This window comes from Pseudomonas sp. SC3(2021), assembly GCF_019856535.1.
Classification (GTDB): domain Bacteria; phylum Pseudomonadota; class Gammaproteobacteria; order Pseudomonadales; family Pseudomonadaceae; genus Aquipseudomonas; species Aquipseudomonas monsensis.
Map to the genome: position 1 here is coordinate 2,617,659 of NZ_CP082236.1, position 18,715 is coordinate 2,636,373.

Annotated in this window: 18 protein-coding genes; 10 read left to right on the forward strand and 8 right to left on the reverse strand. The window is 59.7% G+C overall.

All coding sequences use genetic code 11. The features are described from left to right. Positions 1-270: 270 nt before the first annotated feature. Both ettA and gdhA read left to right on the forward strand, forming a co-directional pair. The gene (ettA, locus tag K5Y35_RS11650) at positions 271-1,935 is read left to right on the forward strand and encodes an energy-dependent translational throttle protein EttA (protein ID WP_186748043.1); all 1,665 of its coding nucleotides are present in this window, start codon (positions 271-273) and stop codon (positions 1,933-1,935) included. A 349-nt stretch (positions 1,936-2,284) separates the two neighbouring features. Continuing rightward, positions 2,285-3,622, forward strand: a complete 1,338-nt coding sequence (gdhA, locus tag K5Y35_RS11655) for an NADP-specific glutamate dehydrogenase (protein WP_222834263.1) — start codon at positions 2,285-2,287, stop codon at positions 3,620-3,622. Here the strand turns inward: gdhA and K5Y35_RS11660 are convergent. The 4 genes from K5Y35_RS11660 to K5Y35_RS11675 form a co-directional block, all read right to left on the reverse strand. After that, the gene (locus K5Y35_RS11660; protein WP_128616064.1) at positions 3,619-4,113 is read right to left on the reverse strand and encodes a GreA/GreB family elongation factor; all 495 of its coding nucleotides are present in this window, start codon (positions 4,111-4,113) and stop codon (positions 3,619-3,621) included. The genes gdhA and K5Y35_RS11660 overlap by 4 nt on opposite strands. Positions 4,114-4,183: 70 nt before the next feature. Beyond that, positions 4,184-4,540 carry a hypothetical protein gene (locus K5Y35_RS11665; RefSeq protein ID WP_222834264.1) on the reverse strand — a complete coding sequence of 119 codons (357 nt, stop codon included), beginning with the start codon at positions 4,538-4,540 and terminating at the stop codon, positions 4,184-4,186. A 158-nt stretch (positions 4,541-4,698) separates the two neighbouring features. Continuing rightward, complete coding sequence (locus tag K5Y35_RS11670) at positions 4,699-6,552, reverse strand: DUF4105 domain-containing protein (protein WP_222834265.1); 1,854 nt, start codon at positions 6,550-6,552, stop codon at positions 4,699-4,701. A gap of 266 nt (positions 6,553-6,818) precedes the next feature. After that, positions 6,819-7,307, reverse strand: coding sequence for a DUF3015 domain-containing protein (locus tag K5Y35_RS11675; RefSeq protein ID WP_007909797.1), 489 nt, complete (start codon positions 7,305-7,307; stop codon positions 6,819-6,821). Between the two features lie 301 nt (positions 7,308-7,608). Between K5Y35_RS11675 and K5Y35_RS11680 the strand changes: the two genes are divergently transcribed. Continuing rightward, the gene (locus tag K5Y35_RS11680; protein ID WP_123463997.1) at positions 7,609-10,047 is read left to right on the forward strand and encodes a Lon protease family protein; all 2,439 of its coding nucleotides are present in this window, start codon (positions 7,609-7,611) and stop codon (positions 10,045-10,047) included. A gap of 310 nt (positions 10,048-10,357) precedes the next feature. Next, on the forward strand, positions 10,358-10,687 hold the full coding sequence (locus tag K5Y35_RS11685) for a hypothetical protein (protein WP_123463999.1): 330 nt from the start codon (positions 10,358-10,360) through the stop codon (positions 10,685-10,687). A 6-nt stretch (positions 10,688-10,693) separates the two neighbouring features. Here the strand turns inward: K5Y35_RS11685 and K5Y35_RS11690 are convergent, their stop codons facing one another. Next, the gene (locus K5Y35_RS11690) at positions 10,694-12,526 is read right to left on the reverse strand and encodes a hypothetical protein (protein WP_222834266.1); all 1,833 of its coding nucleotides are present in this window, start codon (positions 12,524-12,526) and stop codon (positions 10,694-10,696) included. A 175-nt stretch (positions 12,527-12,701) separates the two neighbouring features. Here K5Y35_RS11690 and K5Y35_RS11695 point away from each other — a divergent pair, with 175 nt between their 5' ends. The 3 genes from K5Y35_RS11695 to K5Y35_RS11705 all read left to right on the forward strand — a co-directional run bounded on the left by K5Y35_RS11695 (position 12,702) and on the right by K5Y35_RS11705 (position 14,371). Further along, a complete protein-coding gene (locus K5Y35_RS11695; RefSeq protein WP_003228371.1) occupies positions 12,702-13,190 on the forward strand; it encodes a TIGR00645 family protein in 489 nt (162 codons plus the stop codon). A 135-nt stretch (positions 13,191-13,325) separates the two neighbouring features. Beyond that, complete coding sequence (locus tag K5Y35_RS11700; RefSeq protein ID WP_123464003.1) at positions 13,326-13,631, forward strand: DUF6482 family protein; 306 nt, start codon at positions 13,326-13,328, stop codon at positions 13,629-13,631. A 122-nt stretch (positions 13,632-13,753) separates the two neighbouring features. Beyond that, entirely contained in the window at positions 13,754-14,371 is a 618-nt protein-coding gene (locus K5Y35_RS11705) for an FKBP-type peptidyl-prolyl cis-trans isomerase (RefSeq protein ID WP_123464005.1), read from the forward strand. Between the two features lie 132 nt (positions 14,372-14,503). Here K5Y35_RS11705 and K5Y35_RS11710 read toward each other — a convergent pair whose 3' ends face one another. From K5Y35_RS11710 to K5Y35_RS11720, 3 genes are all read right to left on the reverse strand, one after another. After that, positions 14,504-14,761 carry a hypothetical protein gene (locus K5Y35_RS11710; RefSeq protein WP_123464008.1) on the reverse strand — a complete coding sequence of 86 codons (258 nt, stop codon included), beginning with the start codon at positions 14,759-14,761 and terminating at the stop codon, positions 14,504-14,506. Between the two features lie 205 nt (positions 14,762-14,966). Next, complete coding sequence (locus K5Y35_RS11715; protein WP_025108781.1) at positions 14,967-15,308, reverse strand: zinc ribbon domain-containing protein YjdM; 342 nt, start codon at positions 15,306-15,308, stop codon at positions 14,967-14,969. Between the two features lie 126 nt (positions 15,309-15,434). Continuing rightward, a complete protein-coding gene (locus K5Y35_RS11720; protein WP_123464010.1) occupies positions 15,435-16,403 on the reverse strand; it encodes a polyprenyl synthetase family protein in 969 nt (322 codons plus the stop codon). A 241-nt stretch (positions 16,404-16,644) separates the two neighbouring features. Here K5Y35_RS11720 and rplU point away from each other — a divergent pair, with 241 nt between their 5' ends. The 3 genes from rplU to cgtA all read left to right on the forward strand — a co-directional run bounded on the left by rplU (position 16,645) and on the right by cgtA (position 18,670). Further along, positions 16,645-16,959, forward strand: a complete 315-nt coding sequence (gene rplU / locus K5Y35_RS11725) for a 50S ribosomal protein L21 (RefSeq protein WP_007950961.1) — start codon at positions 16,645-16,647, stop codon at positions 16,957-16,959. Between the two features lie 35 nt (positions 16,960-16,994). Beyond that, positions 16,995-17,252 (forward strand): 50S ribosomal protein L27, encoded by a 258-nt coding sequence (gene rpmA, locus K5Y35_RS11730; RefSeq protein WP_003228360.1) that lies wholly within the window; start codon positions 16,995-16,997, stop codon positions 17,250-17,252. A 194-nt stretch (positions 17,253-17,446) separates the two neighbouring features. Then, complete coding sequence (gene cgtA / locus K5Y35_RS11735) at positions 17,447-18,670, forward strand: Obg family GTPase CgtA (RefSeq protein WP_064589260.1); 1,224 nt, start codon at positions 17,447-17,449, stop codon at positions 18,668-18,670. The last annotated feature ends 45 nt before the right edge of the window (positions 18,671-18,715 follow it).

The following is an 18,715-nucleotide window of genomic DNA, read 5'->3' on the forward strand; positions in this document are numbered from 1 at the left end:
ACTGGCGCGACGTGCACTATAAGCCGGACGCCCAAAGGGCGGCTAGCATGCCTTGAGTTGTGGCGAAGTGCCAGCCCCACTCGGCTGGACTGCCACCGGTCATTAAGGTAGCTTTGCCGGTTACGCGGGAGCGTTCCAGCTCCTAGAATCAGACTTTTTCAGCGCGCACGCATTGATGGCCATCAAGTGGTCTAGTGAACGACGCGCATCGGTCTGGCCGGGCATCGCCTGCGCTCCAATCATTCATCTGTCACTGACCCAAGGTTCTCCATGGCTCAATACGTCTTCACCATGCATCGGCTGGGCAAAGTTGTTCCGCCGAAGCGGGAAATCCTGAAAAACATTTCGCTGTCGTTCTTCCCCGGCGCCAAGATCGGCGTACTCGGCCTCAACGGTTCGGGTAAATCCACGCTGCTGAAAATCATGGCTGGCGTCGACACCGAGTTCGAGGGCGAAGCCCGTCCGATGCCGGACCTGAACATCGGTTATCTGCCGCAAGAGCCACAACTGGATCCGGCCAAGACCGTGCGTGAAGTGGTCGAGGAAGCAGTCAGCGTGATCAAGGATGCGCAAGCGCGTCTGGACGAGGTGTACGCCGCTTACGCCGATCCGGATGCCGACTTCGACAAGCTGGCTGCCGAACAGGCCAAGCTCGAAGCGATCCTGCAGGCCAGCGATGGTCACAACCTCGAGCGTCAGCTGGAAGTTGCTGCCGATGCGTTGCGCCTGCCGGCCTGGGACGCGAAAGTCGAACACCTGTCCGGTGGTGAAAAGCGCCGTGTGGCCCTGTGCCGTTTGCTGCTGTCCGCCCCGGACATGCTGCTGCTCGACGAACCGACCAACCACCTGGATGCCGACTCCGTAGCCTGGCTGGAGCACTTCCTGCACGACTTCCCGGGTACCGTGGTTGCGATCACGCACGACCGTTACTTCCTGGACAACGTCGCTGGCTGGATTCTGGAACTCGACCGCGGCGCGGGCATTCCTTACGAGGGTAACTACTCGGGTTGGCTGGAAGCCAAATCCGATCGTCTGGCGGCCGAATCCAAGCAGCAGTCGGCTCACGAAAAAGCCATGAAGGAAGAACTGGAGTGGGTGCGCAAAGGCGCCAAGGCCCGCCAGTCGAAATCCAAGGCACGTCTGCAACGCTTCGAAGAAATGCAGTCGCAGGAATTCCAGAAGCGTTCGGAAACCAACGAGATCTACATCCCGGCCGGTCCGCGCCTGGGCGACAAGGTCATCGAATTCAAGAACGTCACCAAGGGCTACGGCGATCGCGTGCTGATCGACAACCTGTCGTTCTCCATGCCGAAAGGCGCCATCGTCGGCGTAATCGGTGGTAACGGTGCCGGTAAGTCGACCCTGTTCCGCATGCTGATGGGCAAGGAAACGCCGGATTCGGGCACCATTGAAGTCGGCGAAACCGTGCAACTGGCCTGCGTGGACCAGAGCCGCGAAGACCTCGACGGCAGCAAGACGGTGTTCCAGCAGATCTCCGACGGTTCCGACCAGATCCGCATCGGCAACTACGAGATCCCGTCGCGTACTTATGTCGGTCGCTTCAACTTCAAGGGTGGCGACCAGCAGAAGTTCGTTAAGGACCTGTCCGGTGGTGAGCGCGGTCGCCTGCACCTGGCGCTGACCCTGAAGGAGGGCGGCAACGTCCTGCTGCTCGACGAACCGTCCAACGACCTCGACGTTGAAACCCTGCGTTCCCTGGAAGAAGCCCTGCTGGACTTCCCGGGCGCCGCCATTGTGATCTCTCACGATCGCTGGTTCCTGGACCGCGTCGCGACCCACATCCTGGCGTACGAAGACGACTCGCAAGCGGTGTTCTTCGAAGGCAACTACACCGAGTACGAAGCCGACCGCAAAAAGCGCCTCGGCGAAGCGGCTGCCCAGCCACACCGGGTACGCCACAAAAAACTGGCCTGATTCGGGTTGGTTGCATAAAGAGCGGAGCCTTCGGGCTCCGTTTTTTTTGCCCGGGTTTTGTCAGCGGGACCGAGTCGCGACCCCTTCGCGAGCAAGCTCGCTCCCACAGGGGAACGCATTTCAAATGTGGGAGCGAGCTTGCGCGCGAAGGCGGTATAACTGTTGGTGCATAACTCAAATGTAGAATCACCATACAGGTGCAAAAAGCCCAAAAAAACCGCCTGATTTATATCCTGTGCACCATTTAATTTCATAACTGCGACATTTTGCGCTGTTCCTGTGCGCAAATCGTTTGCTACAGTCCGGCTCAATCGCTTCCAACGACAATAAATTTGCCGAGACTTTTCCCATGATCGAATCCGTCGAATCCTTCCTCGCCCGGCTGCAAAAACGCGACCCGGATCAACCCGAATTCCACCAGGCCGTCGAAGAAGTCTTGCGCAGTCTGTGGCCGTTTCTCGAAGCCAATCCGCGTTACCTGACCTCGGGCATTCTCGAGCGCATCTGCGAGCCGGAGCGCGCAGTGGTGTTCCGTGTGTCGTGGGTCGACGATCAGGGCAAGGTCCAGGTCAATCGCGGTTTCCGTATTCAAATGAACAGCGCCATCGGCCCGTACAAGGGCGGCTTGCGCTTCCATCCTTCGGTGAATATGGGCGTGCTGAAGTTTCTCGCCTTCGAACAGACCTTCAAGAACTCCCTGACCTCGCTGCCCATGGGCGGCGGCAAGGGCGGTTCGGACTTCGATCCAAAGGGCAAGAGCGATGCCGAAGTCATGCGTTTCTGCCAGGCGTTCATGAGCGAGTTGTACCGCCACATCGGCGCCGACGTCGACGTGCCGGCCGGCGATATCGGCGTCGGTGCGCGGGAGATCGGTTTCCTGTTCGGCCAGTACAAACGCCTGAGCAACCAGTTCACCAGCGTGTTGACCGGCAAGGGCATGACCTACGGCGGCAGCCTGATTCGCCCGGAAGCCACCGGTTTCGGTTGTGTGTATTTCGCTGAAGAAATGCTCAAGCGCCGCGGGCAGGCCGTCGAAGGCAAACGCGTGGCGATCTCCGGTTCGGGCAACGTCGCCCAGTACGCGGCGCGCAAGGTCATGGACCTCGGCGGCAAAGTAATTTCCTTGTCCGACTCCGAAGGCACGCTGTACTGCGAGTCCGGCCTGAGCGAAGAGCAATGGCTGGCGTTGCTGGAGTTGAAGAACGTGAAGCGCGGACGCATCAGCGAGCTGGCGACCGCGTTTGGCCTGGAATTCCGCGCCGGGCAGTTGCCGTGGTCGCTGGCCTGCGACATCGCGCTGCCTTGCGCCACCCAGAACGAACTCGACGCCGAGGCTGCGCGAACCCTGCTGCGCAACGGCTGCGTGTGCGTGGCCGAAGGCGCCAATATGCCGACGACGCTTGCGGCTGTGGATATCTTCATCGAGGCCGGCATTCTGTTTGCGCCGGGCAAGGCGTCCAACGCCGGCGGGGTTGCGGTGAGCGGTCTGGAGATGTCGCAGAACGCCATGCGCCTGCTGTGGACGGCGGGTGAGGTGGACAGCAAGCTGCACGCGATCATGCAGTCGATCCACCACGCCTGTGTGCATTACGGTGAAGAGAACGGCCAGGTCAACTACGTCAAAGGCGCGAACATCGCCGGTTTCGTCAAAGTCGCCGATGCGATGCTCGCCCAAGGCGTGGTTTAACCCGCTTCGATGCGGATCACTTCGATCATCTGATCGCCAGCGGGGCGCTGCCACAGCACTTCGTCATTGAGCCGGGCACCGAGCAATGCCCGGCCCAACGGCGAGGCCCAGTTGATCAGGCCCTGACTGGCGTCGGCCTGATCTTCGCCGACCAGTTGCACTCGGCGTTCGGTGTTGTGTTCGTCGGCATAAGTCACCCAGCTGCCGATCTGCACCTTGTCGGTAGACGTCGCAGGGGCGGCGACCTGCGCACTGCTCAGGCGCTGATTGAAATAGCGCAGATCCCGTTCCAGATCGGCCAGACGCTGCTTGTCGGCCTGCTCGCCTTTGGCTGATTGTTCGGCGTGCAGGGTCTGCAAGTCGGCGACTTTGGCCTGCAACTGTGCCAGGCCTTGTGGTGTGACGTAATTGGGCTGCGCGCTGACCTGCCGTTCGACGGGCTGATCGGCTTGCGCGGCGGCGTTGTCTTCGTTGACGAAAGCGCGGCTCATGGTGTCCTCCTGTGATAGGAATTGGTCCATGGTCGCCGGCATTTGGTTTCACTGGATGTCTGGAAACGACCTATTGCGAGCGATAGGCTCGTCCGGCGTCCTGATCTTTCTGCTGCTGCCAGGCACGCTCGCGTTCGTCCCAGTGCTCGTTGCGATACGCCTCGCGATCCTTGTTCTCCAGCATCGCCTGACACTGGCGAAAGCCGTCGGTCCAGCCTTCGGCGTATTGCTTGTCCTTGAGATAGCGCGGCACGTTCTTGCGAAACTCGCCACTGATCGAGCCGGCGGCTTGCCGTCCGCTGACGCAACCATCGTCAAAACCATCGGCGAAGGCCGGTGGATAACCTCTGGCGATCAAATCTTCATGGGTGGTCTGGCAACCGCCCAGTAACAGCACAACACCCAACAGTCCCGCACACCGCCACATCGCACTCTCCCGCGCCGGTTGTCCGGCTTATGGGGAAAGTCTAGAAGCTGATTCATGACACGGCTGTCGAAGCCCCGTGAAAAATCCATTAACACCACAAGACCAAATGTGGGAGCGAGCCTGCTCGCTCCCACAGGGGGAATTTGTCGGGCTTCAGATCAGTAGTGATACCACTTCACTTCAAGCATGACCTCTGTTTCCGGGGTCGCGAGATGGCTGAACTCACGCTGCGCACTCAGGCGCACACCGAGGTTGCGCGACAGCTCCCACTGCTGGTTCAGGCTCAGGCTGCGGCGCACTTCGCCGTTGGTGAAATAATCGCCCTTGGCCTCGACGCTGAGATTGCCCAGCGGGTTTTTCCACAGCACGCCGCTGTTGAAACCGGCCGCCGGGGTGATGAAACCGGCGAAGTCATTGTTGTGCTCGATGCGCACGGTGCCGAGGGCAAAGCCGAGCATGTCTTCGCCCAGTTGCCAGGTGCCGCCACCGCCACCGTTGACGTGGCTGACCAGGGTTTCGTCATCGTGCTTGCCGGGCACACGCTCTAGGCCGCCGGTGACTTGCCATGACAACGGCTGCAACAACTCATTGCGCGGGGTCAGCGAGCGGATGGTCGCCAGATCCAGTTGCTGGAACTGCCACTGGTTGCCTTCGTACTGGCGCAGTTTCATCTGGAGGATCTCGATCTGCGCGCCGAGCGGGAAGCTCTCGGCGTTGTCGTTGAGGTCGTGGTAAGCCATGCGCAAGCCGTATTCGCCGAAGGCGCGGTCGCCTCGGGTGCCGAGACCGGCCTGCCAGGTGCGTGATTCGTGGCCGTCCTCGGGCAGGCCGGGTTGCGGGATGTCCAGCTCCGGCGCCGGATTCTTGTTGATCGCCCGTAGCAGTTCGAAGCTGCGCTGTGCCCGTTGCGAGTCGCGTTCCTGACCGTTGGCGCGGTAGCGCTCCAGGCGATATGCCGCGTCGATGATCAATGCTTGGCGGTCACGGGGCAGCGTTTTGAACGCCGGGTCCTGCAACACCTGTTGATCGGCACTGACTTTCAGCACCCATTGCTGTTCGTCACTGTTCAACGGCTCGGCACGGCTGAGCAGTTCACGCTCGCGGGACGGGCGGTACTCGATACTTTCCACCAGCCCGGCTTCCTTCACCGCTTTGACCGTGTCGGTGGGGATGGCGGTCAGCGGAAATTGCTCGGTCAGACGCAGGCTCGGCCGTGCCACTTGCAGCAGCTCAAGCAGGCGATACGAGCAGTTTTCGTCGAAGAAGAAATAGTCGAACTGGATCTGCTTCAGCTCCCACACATGTTCGACCATGCGTGCGGTTTCTTCCTGCGTCAGGTTCAGCCGGTACTCCCACAAGTCGCGGTTTTCCAGGCTGCGGTATTCGGAGAGTTTTTCCTGATAGGGCACCAGCGCGAACAGCCCCGGATAGCCGCCCATCAAGCCTTTCCAGGCGTAGAGGATGCTGTTGTCCGAGCCTTCGATGTAGGCGCCGAAGTTGATCGCGTAACTCAGCAGTGAAGTCTTGTCGGCTTGCACATCAGCCTGGTCGATGCGCAGCAAGGTGTGGCCGAACATCGACGAAGGACTGTTGAGATAAGCCGCCGGAAAAATCATCACCGCGCTGTGCGGCGAGACATCCTTGAACCATTTTTTGTATTCGGCGCATTCCGGCGTCGGCAGATCGCTGAGATTGAGCTGTGCCTTCAGCCAGCGCGTGCGCGCCGGGTAGACGCACTGCGCGTGTTGTTCGCCGAGACTGGCCGGGGCGTACAGCGCTTGCACGGTGGCGGCCAGTTCACGGTCGGGGTGTTCGTTGCCATCGGGCGCGAGGAAGAACTTCTTGTCGCTGACATAGCTGCGCCAGCCGCCAAGCTTGGCGGTTTCGTAGTGACCGAGGGAAATCCAGAAACGATCGTTGGCCAGTTGCTGCAAACGTTGAGGGTCGATGTGAGGCGCGGCGGATAGCGGGGCGCAGACACAGAGCGCCAGCCAGGCAAGGCGTTTGAGCATAGGTGGCAACTTAAGTCGAAAGAAAATAAAACCCGGATCGGGGTGTAATCACTCCACCCTGTGGCGAGGGGATTCATCCCCGTTGGGCTGCGAAGCGGCCCCGGAACCTGAATTCCCAATGCATCAGATACAGCGCATGCACGGGTTTGGCGACGGCTTCGCAGCCGAACGGGGATGAATCCCCTCGCCACAGGTTCAGCGTCACAGCGGACTGATTGCATTCAAAAACAAAACCCGCTTCCCGAAGGAAGCGGGCGGGGTCGAGCTTAAGCCTGAGTCGCGTACTTGGCCAGACGTGGGTCTGATTTCAGCACGGCCAGAGTGTTGGTATGCACGTCTTCAGCGGTCACGTCAGCCTTGCTGAAGATCTGCTGGAAGTGTTCGTGAGTGACGGCAGCGAAGTGCGCACGGTCTTCCGGCGCCACACCCAGTACCACGGCATAAGTCGTCAGCGCTTCGCCGTTGCCTTTGGCCATGTCTTCGGACAGTTCGTTCATCATGCCATTCATGGCGAACCAGGATTTGCCGCCGTACGTCAGCGACGCGTTGGTGGAGCAACCGTTGGTGCCGGACGTCATGCCGAACGTGGCGTTACCGGAAGTGCCGTTGGTGGTGGAAGCGAGGAAGTGCGCCGGGGTGCCACGCTGACCTTCGAACAGCATGTTGCCCCAACCGCAATCCGGGCCGCCCGGGGCTTGCGCCATTGCGTTGATGGATACAGCGGTGAAGAGAGTACCGAGAAGAATCCGTTTCATATCTTTGTTCTCTTTGTGTGCATACCAATGGACAGGGTTCTGGCCCCCCAAGCTCTGTACGAAACAGACCCAAACGAAGCCAGTGGGCCAGTATTAGTTCCAGCCGCGCAGTTTGGAGTTTAGGCACGTTCTAACGGTTCCGTGATTTTTTACAAAAGATTCGGTAATAGCCCCGGTTTCAGGGAACCTGCTGCGCAGAGGGCCGGTTGTCTATGCTTTGGCAGATGGCGCGCCTTGCCAGTGGGGCACGGGCGGCGCCAGAATGCCGCTATCTGCCCCGCCTGATTGTTAAGGAAGTCCGATGCCTGATCCTGTTGCTGCCAGCCTGCGTATAGCGCCCGAAGCGCTGACTCGTCCGTTTTCCGCTGAACAGTTCAGCTTCACTACCACCAATGATCTGGAGCCCTTTCGCGGTGTGCTCGGCCAGGAACGCGCGGTCGAAGCCTTGCAGTTCGGTGTGGCCATGCCACGCCCCGGTTACAACGTCTTTGTCATGGGCGAGCCCGGCACCGGGCGCTTCTCGTTCGTCAAACGCTACCTGAAAGCCGAAGGCAAACGCCTGCAGACCCCGGCGGACTGGGTTTACGTGAACAATTTCGACGAGCCGCGCGAGCCGCGCGCACTGGAGTTGCCATCGGGCACTGCCGGTTCGTTCATCGGCGACATCAACGGTCTGATCGACAACCTGCTGGCGACGTTTCCGGCAGTGTTCGAGCACCCGTCCTACCAGCAAAAGAAAAGCGCCATCGACCGCGCTTTCAATCAGCGCTATGACAAGGCCCTCGACATCATCGAGCGTCTGGCCCTGGAAAAAGACGTCGCCCTGTACCGCGACAGCAGCAACATCGCCTTCACCCCGATGCTCGACGGCAAGGCGCTGGATGAGGCGGAGTTCGCGCAGTTGCCGGAAGCCGATCGCGAGCGTTTCCACGATGACATTTCCGGCCTCGAGGAGCGCCTGAACGAAGAACTCGCCAGCCTGCCGCAGTGGAAGCGTGAATCGAACAATCAACTGCGTCAGCTCAACGAAGAAACCATCACCCTGGCCTTGCAGCCATTGCTCTCGCCGCTGTCGGAGAAATACGCGGAGAACGCTGCGGTCTGCGGTTACCTGCAAGCCATGCAGGTATATCTGCTGAAAACCGTGGTCGAGCAATTGGTCGACGACAGCAAGACCGACGCCGTTGCGCGCAAGCTGCTCGAAGAGCAATACGCCCCGAGCCTGGTGGTCGGGCATCCGGCCAGCGGCGGTGCGCCGGTGGTGTTCGAGCCGCACCCGACCTACGAAAACCTGTTCGGCCGCATCGAGTACACCACTGATCAGGGGGCGCTCTACACCACCTATCGGCAGTTGCGTCCGGGGGCGCTGCACCGCGCCAATGGCGGCTTCCTGATTCTGGAAGCGGAAAAAATGCTCAGCGAGCCGTTCGTGTGGGATGCGCTGAAACGCGCCCTGCAATCGCGCAAGCTGAAAATGGAATCGCCTCTGGGGGAGATGGGCCGTTTCGCGACCATGACCCTCAACCCGCAGCACATTCCGTTACAGGTCAAAGTCATCATCATTGGCGCGCGGCAGCTGTATTACACGCTGCAGGATCTCGATCCGGACTTCCAGGAGATGTTCCGCGTGCTGGTCGATTTCGACGAAGACATCCCGATGGTCGACGAAAGCCTGGAGCAATTTGCCCAGTTGCTGAAAACCCGCACGTCGGAAGAAGGCATGGCGCCGCTGACCGCCGATGCGGTGGCCCGTCTGGCGACCTATAGCGCGCGGCTGGCCGAGCATCAGGGACGTTTGTCGGCGCGTATCGGCGATCTGTTCCAACTGGTCAGCGAAGCGGATTTCATCCGTCACCTGGCCGGCGATGAAATGACCGACGCCGGGCATATCGAGCGCGCACTGAAAGCCAAAGCCACGCGTACCGGGCGGGTGTCGGCGCGGATTCTCGACGACATGCTCGCCGGGATCATCCTGATCGACACCGACGGCGCAGCGGTCGGCAAATGCAACGGGCTGACCGTACTGGAAGTCGGCGATTCGGCGTTCGGTGTGCCGGCGCGGATCTCCGCCACGGTGTATCCGGGCGGCAGCGGCATCGTCGACATCGAGCGCGAGGTCAACCTTGGCCAGCCGATCCACTCCAAAGGCGTGATGATCCTCACCGGATATCTGGGCAGCCGTTACGCGCAGGAATTCCCGTTGGCGATTTCCGCGAGTATCGCCCTGGAGCAGTCCTACGGTTATGTCGATGGTGATAGTGCGTCGCTGGGCGAGGCGTGCACGCTGATTTCGGCGCTGTCGAAAACCCCGCTCAAGCAGTGCTTCGCGATCACCGGTTCGATCAACCAGTTTGGCGAAGTACAAGCGGTCGGCGGGGTCAACGAGAAGATCGAGGGCTTCTTCCGCCTCTGCGAAGCACGCGGGCTGACCGGCGAGCAGGGCGCGATCATTCCGCAGGCCAACGTCGCCACGCTGATGCTCGACGAAAAGGTCCTGGCGGCGGTGCGCGCCGGGCAGTTCCACGTGTACGCCGTGCGTCAGGCGGACGAGGCGTTGAGCCTGCTGGTCGGTGAACCGGCCGGTGCACCGGATGCTGACGGTCAGTTCCCCGAAGGCAGCGTCAACGCGCGGGTGGTGGAGCGTCTGCGGGTGATTGCCGAGATGATCAGCGAAGAGGACCTGAAAGAAGCCGAGAAGGAGCTGGCGCAGGAGGCGTTGGCAGAGGCCAAACCGGCATAAGCCTTAACCCGGGCAAACTGTAGGAGTGAGCCTGCTCGCGATAGCAATTCATCAGTCACTGTGGCTTTGACTGATACACCGCTATCGCGAGCAGGCTCACTCCTGCATTTGTTTTTGCGGTGATCTTCGGGAAAAGCGCCACTACTCTGACGCCAATATTCACACAATGACCATTCGGCGCCTTCTGGTTCTATCCGGCTTGCTCGGCAGACTTTTCTTCTATTCTCAGCTCAAGGACATCGACAGTATCACTGGATCGAAACAGCCTTCGCGTGAGGGCTGAACACCGGCTTTACCGAGGGTCGCCGCCATGTCGCGCAACCTCTGCCTCACCCGTCAATGCCTGGGTCTTGTGACCCGTATCGAGTGCGCCATCAAGCCGTTGGCCGGCGATAACGGCATGTGGACCTTGCTCTTCGCTGCCGGCATGGCCGGTGAACAACCTTCCGCCATCAAGGCCCAGGGCCCGTTTCACGGGCCGGTCGCCGCCGAGTCGATTCTCGACACCATCGTCGAAAGCCTGACGATGCATGGTTACGAACTGGCCGACGATCCGCAGATCTGGAGCCTGCACCTGCAAGCCCAACTTCGTCAGATCAATGGTGGGCGTGGGCGTACGGTCGGCATGTTCGACCATTAGGCGCAATCACGGCGCAGTGTCGGGCAACTGCGCCTTGTCGAGTTTGACCTCAAAACCGTATTGCACGGTATTGAGTTCAGTTCGCTGATAGGTCTCCACGTGCGTTGGACGGCCATAGAAGTAATGCACGCCGAACAGCGCCGGACCTTCCGCACTCGCGTCATGACTGACCGACAGAATCTGTTTCAGGTAGTTGCCGCTGTCGTCTTTGACAAAGAACCGCCAGGCGTTGGCCGGGAACTTTTTCAGGTCGACCACCAGCGTGTTGTTCTTGATCTCCAGGCCTTTGGGCAGCGACTTGGCGTCGTAGGATTTTTTCTCCACGCTGGCGAGAAACAACGGCATCGAACCCACGGCAATCGCCGGGGTTTCCGGGAACAGGTTCAAATCGTAAGTGATGGTCGCCTGCAGCGGATCGACTTGATACGCCTCGGGCGGCAGTTCGATCGGCTCATCGAGTTTGCCGCTGCGTTTCTCGGTGAAGAACGTGACCGGGCTTTCACCCGGGCTGAAATCATCGCCGAGCAGCTCATCGTTGAAGGTCCGCCAGTGAGAGAACTCGATGCGTGCAGCGCTCGGATCCTCCACCGACTGATGAATGCGGATGCCGGCCTTCAACGCTTCCTCGGTGAGGCTCGCGCCCTTGAGCCAGTTCGGCGCCAGATCGTCATAGACCACCACCGCCGGGTCCAGCGGCTGGATGGCTTTTTCCGTGGTGTGCTGACTGAACGTGCGCACCGGCAGGTCCAGCGCCTTGCGGGTCACGGTCGCCGATGAGAAGTCGAGCACGCTGACTTCCAGGGTCTCGACAGGGCCGTTGAAGTAGACCTTGTTGTAACGGCGCGGGTGCTGTTGCTCGAAGGCCTGCTGGTCGTCCTCAAACTGTTTTTCCAGGGTTTCGCTCCAGGTTTTCTGCTGTTGCAGATGCGCCAGTTGTTTCTCGTAGAAAGCCACTTGTGCCGGGCTCTCGTTGATCGAACCGGCGCGCACCAGGTATTGCCCGGTGCTGTCGCGGGCCTGAACGATCAACGGATTGAGCTGCACCCCTTGGACCTCGGGGGCCAGTGGCAGGCTGTTACTGAATTCGACTTCGGCGTAGTTCTTTTCCAGCTTCAGCAGGGTGACGCTGAGGTTGTCGTCGGTGCGAGTCTGGCCGACGTCCTTCTGGCTCAGGTTGAAGCTGAACAGGCGGCGCGGGGTGATGACTTCGACTTTGCCTTGCAGGCTCACCGGTTGCGGCTGGGTTTTCTTGTCCACGTTCAGACCGTCGATGAACGGGTAGGTGACGGTCAGGTCATCGGGGTGGGTGACGTTGGAGCTGGAAGGACTGAGCTGAATGCCCGGGTCGGTTTCCGACCACTCCGGCTGCCAGGCGATCACGCGTTTATTGCTCAACGTCACCGATTGCCATTCCACGCCATGGGGAAACGGGAAGCCACCGGGAACGTTGAGGTTGAAGGGGAATACCGGTTGCAGGTCGGTGAGGTAATCGGAGCTGGCGTCCTTGTGCAGCACGAACAGACCGTTGATGAGCGTATCGACCAGCGCCTGTGGGGAAGGGTAGTGCTTGAGGATGCCGAGGGTGTCTTCGCCGTGGACGGTTTTCAGCTCGGTGCTGTCGAGCTTGAGTCGCGCGCGTTCGAGCAGCAGCAGTGAGCCGCCGAGTTCGGTTACGGCATCCTTGAGTTTCGGGTCGGTAATGGCGTCCAGTGAGTGTTCGAACGTTGCCGTCTTCGCGTCGAGGCTGACCGAGGGTTTTTGCTCTTCGCCGGGAGAGCAGCCACCCAGCAGCAGAGCGAGGCAAATTCCGGCAGTCTTCAACGGTAATCGCACATCCATTTCCAATCGTCCTGTCCACTTTCGCTAGGCGGTCAATGGTTTGGACAGTAGCAGAAAAAAAATCGCACACACACGCAGGTCGCGGTGATCGGAGGTGCGAGCCGGGCGGTTTCTGGCTGTCACAGCTGGCTGTTATACTCGCCCCCGATTACAACCCCCCCTTGTGTGAGATTCAATGGAACGCTTTTTCGAAAACGCAATGTACGCCTCGCGCTGGCTGCTGGCGCCGATCTACTTCGGCCTGTCCCTCGGGTTGCTGGCGCTGGCACTGAAATTTTTCCAGGAAGTCTTCCACGTCATCCCCAACGTGTTCTCGATGGCCGAATCGGACCTGATCCTGGTGCTGCTCTCGCTGATCGACATGGCGCTGGTTGGCGGCCTGCTGGTGATGGTGATGATTTCCGGTTACGAAAACTTCGTCTCGCAGCTGGACATCGACGACAACAAGGAAAAGCTCAACTGGCTGGGCACCATGGACTCTTCGTCGCTGAAGATGAAAGTGGCGGCGTCGATCGTGGCGATTTCCTCGATCCACTTGTTGCGCATCTTCATGGACGCCAAGAACGTCGATCCCGAGCACCTGATGTGGTACGTGATCATCCACATGACCTTCGTGATCTCGGCGTTCGCCATGGGTTATCTGGACAAGGTCACCAAGCACTGATCATTAATTGATCACTGCCAAAACACCGCCCGTCTGTTGCGAAACAGACGGGCGGTGTCGTTTGTGGCTTGTGCTTTGGTGCGCGCGGGCATATCCCTGTAGAGGTCCTGATTCGCCACTGCGTGAGGTGCGTTCATGAACCTGCAAGAGCTGAATGCGTTTGCCATCGCCAGGAAGGTTGATGAGCTGAACCTGATCTCCATGGAAGGCGGGATTTATCTGCTGGAAGCGCGGATGCACGGGGCGGCGTATCCGTTGAGTGATCTCAAAGGCAACATGCTGACGTTGCGATCAGTGGAGCATGCGCGGGATCTGCTGCATAACTTTCCGTTGTTGCCGTTCAACCTTGTACACACCTCGGTGCACGATGAAATGTGCGGCCTGGGTGGCAGCGTTGATGAGAGCCTGAAAGTGCCGCTAGCCTGGCGCTCGGCCCTGTAGGGCCTGCCACACACAGGTTCGGCATCTGTGCTAGTCTGCTCGCCCTTTTGGTTCCGGGCGCGCCGGGACGCGCTGTGCACGCACGGCAAGTCTTGTGGCCGTCCGCACAGCGGAGCAGTGTCATGTCCGAAGTAAATCTGTCCACCGACGAAACCCGCGTCAGCTACGGCATCGGCCGTCAGCTGGGTGACCAGCTGCGCGACAACCCGCCACCGGGTGTCAGCCTGGACGCCATCCTGGCTGGTCTGACCGACGCGTTCGGCGGCAAGCCAAGCCGTGTGGGTCAGGAAGAAATGTCCGCCAGCTTCAAAGTGATCCGCGAGATCATGCAAGCCGAAGCGGCGGCCAAAGCTGAAGCGGCTGCTGGTGAAGGCCTGGCTTTCCTGGCTGAAAACGCCAAGCGTGAAGGCATCACGACCCTGGCTTCCGGCCTGCAATTCGAAGTGCTGACCCAGGGCGAAGGCGCCAAGCCATCCCGTGAAGACACCGTGCGTACTCATTACCACGGCACCCTGATCGACGGCACTGTGTTCGACAGCTCCTACGAGCGTGGCCAGCCTGCTGAATTCCCGGTCGGCGGCGTGATCGCTGGCTGGACCGAAGCCCTGCAACTGATGAATGCCGGCAGCAAATGGCGTCTGTACGTGCCGAGCGAACTGGCTTACGGCGCGCAAGGCGTTGGCAGCATCCCGCCGCACAGCGTGCTGGTATTCGACGTCGAGTTGCTGGACGTTCTGTAATGCCAGGCCTGCCTTGATGGCGGGCTAATGCAGGAGTGAGTCTGCTCGCGATGGCGTCTGTTCAGTCGACTACTCAGTTGCCTGATATGCCACTATCGCGAGCAGGCTCACTCCTACAATTTTTTTGGGGCTTCATATTTCGATCTTGTGATTCAGCTCATGGGTCGGGCGCAAGGCCCGGGCATAGCAGAACAGGAACAGATTGCGCACCAGCTCCTTGAGCACCAGCGGTTCGCTCGAATTCAGGCTGCTGACGTCCAGATCGCCCTGATCCTGCAGCTCATGCAGGGCATCTTCTTCCAGTACCGCACAGACTTCTCCGGTTTCCCGATGCAGGATCCTGAGGTAAGGGTGTGGACGATCCAGCCAGGCGTCGATCAAATAAGTCATGGGTCTCATCTCCTTGAAAGGTTTCAATGAGAATAATTCTTATTCGTCAAATAGCAAGTGCCTATTGGCGGATCGGGATTTTTTCCGGGTAAAGATTGCGTAAGGTCAAAACGGCTGGCGTCTGGCTATTACGTGTGCGTGCAGGGGCAAGGCGGGGAGGGCGAAGCACCATCCCGCGCCGGGCGCGGGATGGCTGACAGCCGGATCAGACTTTTCTGACGAACTCGGATTTGAGCTTCATTGGGCCGATGCCGTCGATCTTGCAGTCGATGTCGTGGTCGCCATCGCACAGGCGGATGTTCTTGACCTTGGTGCCGACCTTGACCACCAGCGAGGTGCCCTTGACCTTCAGGTCCTTGATCACGGTGATGGTGTCGCCATCCTGCAGGACGTTGCCAACCGAATCCTTCTTCACGGCATCATCGGACGCCACTTCGGCTTCGCCGCTGGCCGACCACTCGTGGGCGCACTCAGGGCAGATCAGTTGGGCACCGTCTTCGTAGGTGTATTCGGAATTGCATTTCGGGCAGGGTGGCAACGTGCTCACTAAGGCTCCTTGAGGGATGTGGTTCGCTAAAAGTCGCACATTGTATAAGGTTTTAGCGCTTGGTGGGCAGGCAACAAAAAGCCGCAGGCTTCGGGGGAAGGCTGCGGCTGTTTGATTGCGCGGTAATCAGTGCGTGCGGGCGACCGCAAACTCACTCAATTCAACCAGTGCATCGCGGTACTCGCTGGCCGGCAGCGCATCGAGGCACTTGATTGCACGGGCCACATAATCACGCGCCAGTTGTGCGGTGTAGTCCAGCGAACCCGAGGCTTCCACGGCGATGCGGATGCTTTCCAGGTCTTCGATCCCGCCCTTCTGGATCGCCTGACGCACCAGTGCCGCCTGCTCTGGCGTGCCTTCGCGCATGGTATAGATCAGCGGCAGGGTCGGCTTGCCTTCGGCCAGATCGTCACCGACGTTCTTGCCCAGGGTCTCGGCGTCGCCCTTGTAGTCGAGCAGGTCGTCGACCAGTTGGAACGCCACGCCCAGATGATCGCCGAAGGTGCGCAGGGCTTCGCTCTGCTCGGCAGTCGCGCCCGCCAGTGCGGCGGCGCTGTGGGTCGAGGCTTCGAAGAGCATCGCGGTCTTGCCGCGGATGACTTCCATGTAGGTTTCTTCGGTAGTGCTGGCGTCGCGAACCTTGGACAACTGCAACACTTCGCCTTCGGCGATGATGCGTGTGGCCTGGGACAGGATCTTCATCACCGGCATCGAGCCCAGTTCGACCATCATTTCGAACGAGCGCGAGTACAGGAAGTCGCCGACCAGCACGCTCGGGGCGTTGCCCCACATGGCGTTGGCGGTCGAACGGCCACGGCGCATGCCGGACATGTCGACGACGTCGTCATGCAGCAGCGTTGCGGTGTGCAGGAATTCGATGGTGGCGGCCAGCAGGCGCAGGTCATCGCCTTCGCGGCCCAGGGCCTTGCCACACAACAACACTAATAAAGGACGCAGGCGTTTGCCGCCGGCCGAAGTGATGTAATCGCCGATTTTCGATACCAGCGGCACTCGGGACGTCAGTTGCTTCTTGATGATGCCGTCGACGGCGCTAAAATCGTCCGCCACCGCGCGGTAGAAAGCTTGGGGTTGCATCAGCGAGAGTCGCTCCAGAAGGGTTGCGCGGCATGCTAGGACCCACACCGGGGCCTGTCAAGGCGCGATGGACGGCCACTTGCATGGCAGCGGCAGCTTGCGTACAATCGCGCACCCTGAACTTCCTGGGCAGCACCTGCCTTACGCAATTGCACTTGGGCCGTTCCAGCCCCATGCAGCCATGCCAGCCAATACCTCTTCTTATAAAGAGCTGGGTGAGCAGGATTATCGGAGAAATACCATGTCTTATGCAGTAATCGTTACTGGCGGCAAGCAATACAAAGTCGCCCCAGGTGAATACCTGAAGATCGAAAAACTGGAAGTCGCTACCGGCGAATCCGTTACCTTTGATCGCGTTCTGTTGGTTGCCAATGGCGACGACGTGAATATCGGCGCTCCAGTTGTTGCTGGCGCTACCGTTGTGGCTGAAGTGATCTCCCAAGGTCGTCACGATAAAGTCCGCATCATCAAGTTCCGTCGTCGTAAGCACCACATGAAGCGTATGGGCCACCGCCAGTGGTACACCGAGATCAAAATCACCGGTATTCAGGCTTAATTACAGCCTAATTCCTCACTAGGAGAATTGAACTCATGGCACACAAAAAAGCTGGTGGTAGTACCCGTAACGGTCGCGACTCAGAAGCCAAACGCCTTGGCGTGAAGATGTATGGCGGCCAGGTCATCAAGGCCGGCAACATCATCGTGCGTCAGCGCGGCACCCAATTCCACGCTGGCTACGGCGTTGGCATGGGTAAAGATCACACTCTCTTCGCGAAAATCGAAGGCGTGATCAAGTTTGAAGTAAAAGGCGCCTTCGGTCGTCGTTACGTGAGCGTTGTCGCGGCTTAATCGCGAGATCGCTGGAAGAGCCCTGTCTTGCGACGGGGCTTTTTCGTTTGTGGGGTGAGTCTCTTGCAAAACTGTTTGTATGGGCTGTCGGCGTGCGATGCAGGTCGTGTTTTGGGGTCGCTGCGCTCATTTTTGCAAGAGTCTTATGTCTTGATTGTTTTTCGGCTCGTCCGTATGGCGAGAGGCGTTGAGTTATGAAGTTTGTAGACGAAGTATCGATCCGCGTAAAAGCCGGTGACGGCGGCAATGGCTGCATGAGTTTCCGTCGGGAAAAATTCATTGAAAACGGTGGCCCGAACGGCGGTGACGGCGGTGACGGCGGTTCCATCTACATGATGGCCGACGAAAACCTCAACACCCTGGTGGACTACCGTTACACCCGGCATTTCGATGCCGAGCGTGGCTCCAACGGCGGCAGCACCGACTGCACCGGTAAAAAGGGTGAAGACCTGATCCTGCGCGTGCCGGTCGGCACCACCGTGATCGACTCGGCCACTCAGGAAGTCATCGGCGACCTGACCAAGGCGGGTCAGAAACTGATGGTGGTGCAGGGCGGCTGGCACGGTCTGGGTAACACCCGTTTCAAATCCAGTACCAACCGCGCGCCGCGTCAGACTACACCGGGCAAGCCGGGTGAGCAGCGCGACCTGAAGCTGGAAATGAAAGTGCTGGCTGACGTCGGTCTGCTGGGCTTGCCGAACGCCGGTAAAAGTACCTTTATCCGTTCCGTTTCGGCAGCCAAGCCGAAAGTCGCCGACTACCCGTTCACCACCCTGGTGCCGAACCTTGGTGTGGTCAGTGTCGATCGCTGGAAAAGCTTCGTCATCGCTGACATTCCGGGGCTGATCGAAGGTGCGTCCGATGGTGCTGGTCTGGGCATTCGCTTCCTCAAGCACCTGGCGCGTACCCGTCTGTTGCTGCACCTCGTCGACATGGCGCCGCTGGATGACAGCAGTGCGCCGGATGCGGCTGAAGTGATCGTCAACGAGCTGGTCAAGTTCAGTCCGTCGCTGGCCGAGCGTGATCGCTGGCTGGTGCTGAACAAATGCGACCAGATTCTCGAAGAGGAGCACGAAGAGCGCGTCAAGGAAATCGTTGAGCGCCTGCAGTGGGAAGGTCCGGTCTATGTGATCTCGGCCATCGCCAAAGAAGGCACCGAGCGCCTGACGCGCGACATCATGCGTTATCTGGAAGATCGTGCCGATCGCCTGGCCAACGACCCTGCCTACAAGGAAGAGCTGGCCGATCTCGATCAGCGCATCGAAGACGAAGCCCGTGCGCAGCTTCAGGCGCTGGATGACAAGCGTGCCCTGCGTCGCAGCGGCGTGAAGTCGGTCCATGACATCGGCGACGATGACTGGGACGAAGAAGATGTGGATGATGAAGACGGTCCGGAAATCATTTACGTGCGTGACTGATCTGTTGCGATAAACTTGAACGCCGCTCAATCGAGCGGCGTTTTG

What these genes read in the sequence shown, in the direction of transcription:
- ettA (WP_186748043.1), top strand. Translation starts at nt 271, where the DNA reads ATGGCTCAATACGTCTTCACCATGCATCGGCTGGGCAAAGTTGTTCCG.
- gdhA (WP_222834263.1), top strand. Translation starts at nt 2,285, where the DNA reads ATGATCGAATCCGTCGAATCCTTCCTCGCCCGGCTGCAAAAACGCGAC.
- K5Y35_RS11660 (WP_128616064.1), bottom strand. Translation starts at nt 4,113, where the DNA reads ATGAGCCGCGCTTTCGTCAACGAAGACAACGCCGCCGCGCAAGCCGAT.
- K5Y35_RS11665 (WP_222834264.1), bottom strand. Translation starts at nt 4,540, where the DNA reads ATGTGGCGGTGTGCGGGACTGTTGGGTGTTGTGCTGTTACTGGGCGGT.
- K5Y35_RS11670 (WP_222834265.1), bottom strand. Translation starts at nt 6,552, where the DNA reads ATGCTCAAACGCCTTGCCTGGCTGGCGCTCTGTGTCTGCGCCCCGCTA.
- K5Y35_RS11675 (WP_007909797.1), bottom strand. Translation starts at nt 7,307, where the DNA reads ATGAAACGGATTCTTCTCGGTACTCTCTTCACCGCTGTATCCATCAAC.
- K5Y35_RS11680 (WP_123463997.1), top strand. Translation starts at nt 7,609, where the DNA reads ATGCCTGATCCTGTTGCTGCCAGCCTGCGTATAGCGCCCGAAGCGCTG.
- K5Y35_RS11685 (WP_123463999.1), top strand. Translation starts at nt 10,358, where the DNA reads ATGTCGCGCAACCTCTGCCTCACCCGTCAATGCCTGGGTCTTGTGACC.
- K5Y35_RS11690 (WP_222834266.1), bottom strand. Translation starts at nt 12,526, where the DNA reads ATGGATGTGCGATTACCGTTGAAGACTGCCGGAATTTGCCTCGCTCTG.
- K5Y35_RS11695 (WP_003228371.1), top strand. Translation starts at nt 12,702, where the DNA reads ATGGAACGCTTTTTCGAAAACGCAATGTACGCCTCGCGCTGGCTGCTG.
- K5Y35_RS11700 (WP_123464003.1), top strand. Translation starts at nt 13,326, where the DNA reads ATGAACCTGCAAGAGCTGAATGCGTTTGCCATCGCCAGGAAGGTTGAT.
- K5Y35_RS11705 (WP_123464005.1), top strand. Translation starts at nt 13,754, where the DNA reads ATGTCCGAAGTAAATCTGTCCACCGACGAAACCCGCGTCAGCTACGGC.
- K5Y35_RS11710 (WP_123464008.1), bottom strand. Translation starts at nt 14,761, where the DNA reads ATGACTTATTTGATCGACGCCTGGCTGGATCGTCCACACCCTTACCTC.
- K5Y35_RS11720 (WP_123464010.1), bottom strand. Translation starts at nt 16,403, where the DNA reads ATGCAACCCCAAGCTTTCTACCGCGCGGTGGCGGACGATTTTAGCGCC.
- rplU (WP_007950961.1), top strand. Translation starts at nt 16,645, where the DNA reads ATGTCTTATGCAGTAATCGTTACTGGCGGCAAGCAATACAAAGTCGCC.
- rpmA (WP_003228360.1), top strand. Translation starts at nt 16,995, where the DNA reads ATGGCACACAAAAAAGCTGGTGGTAGTACCCGTAACGGTCGCGACTCA.
- cgtA (WP_064589260.1), top strand. Translation starts at nt 17,447, where the DNA reads ATGAAGTTTGTAGACGAAGTATCGATCCGCGTAAAAGCCGGTGACGGC.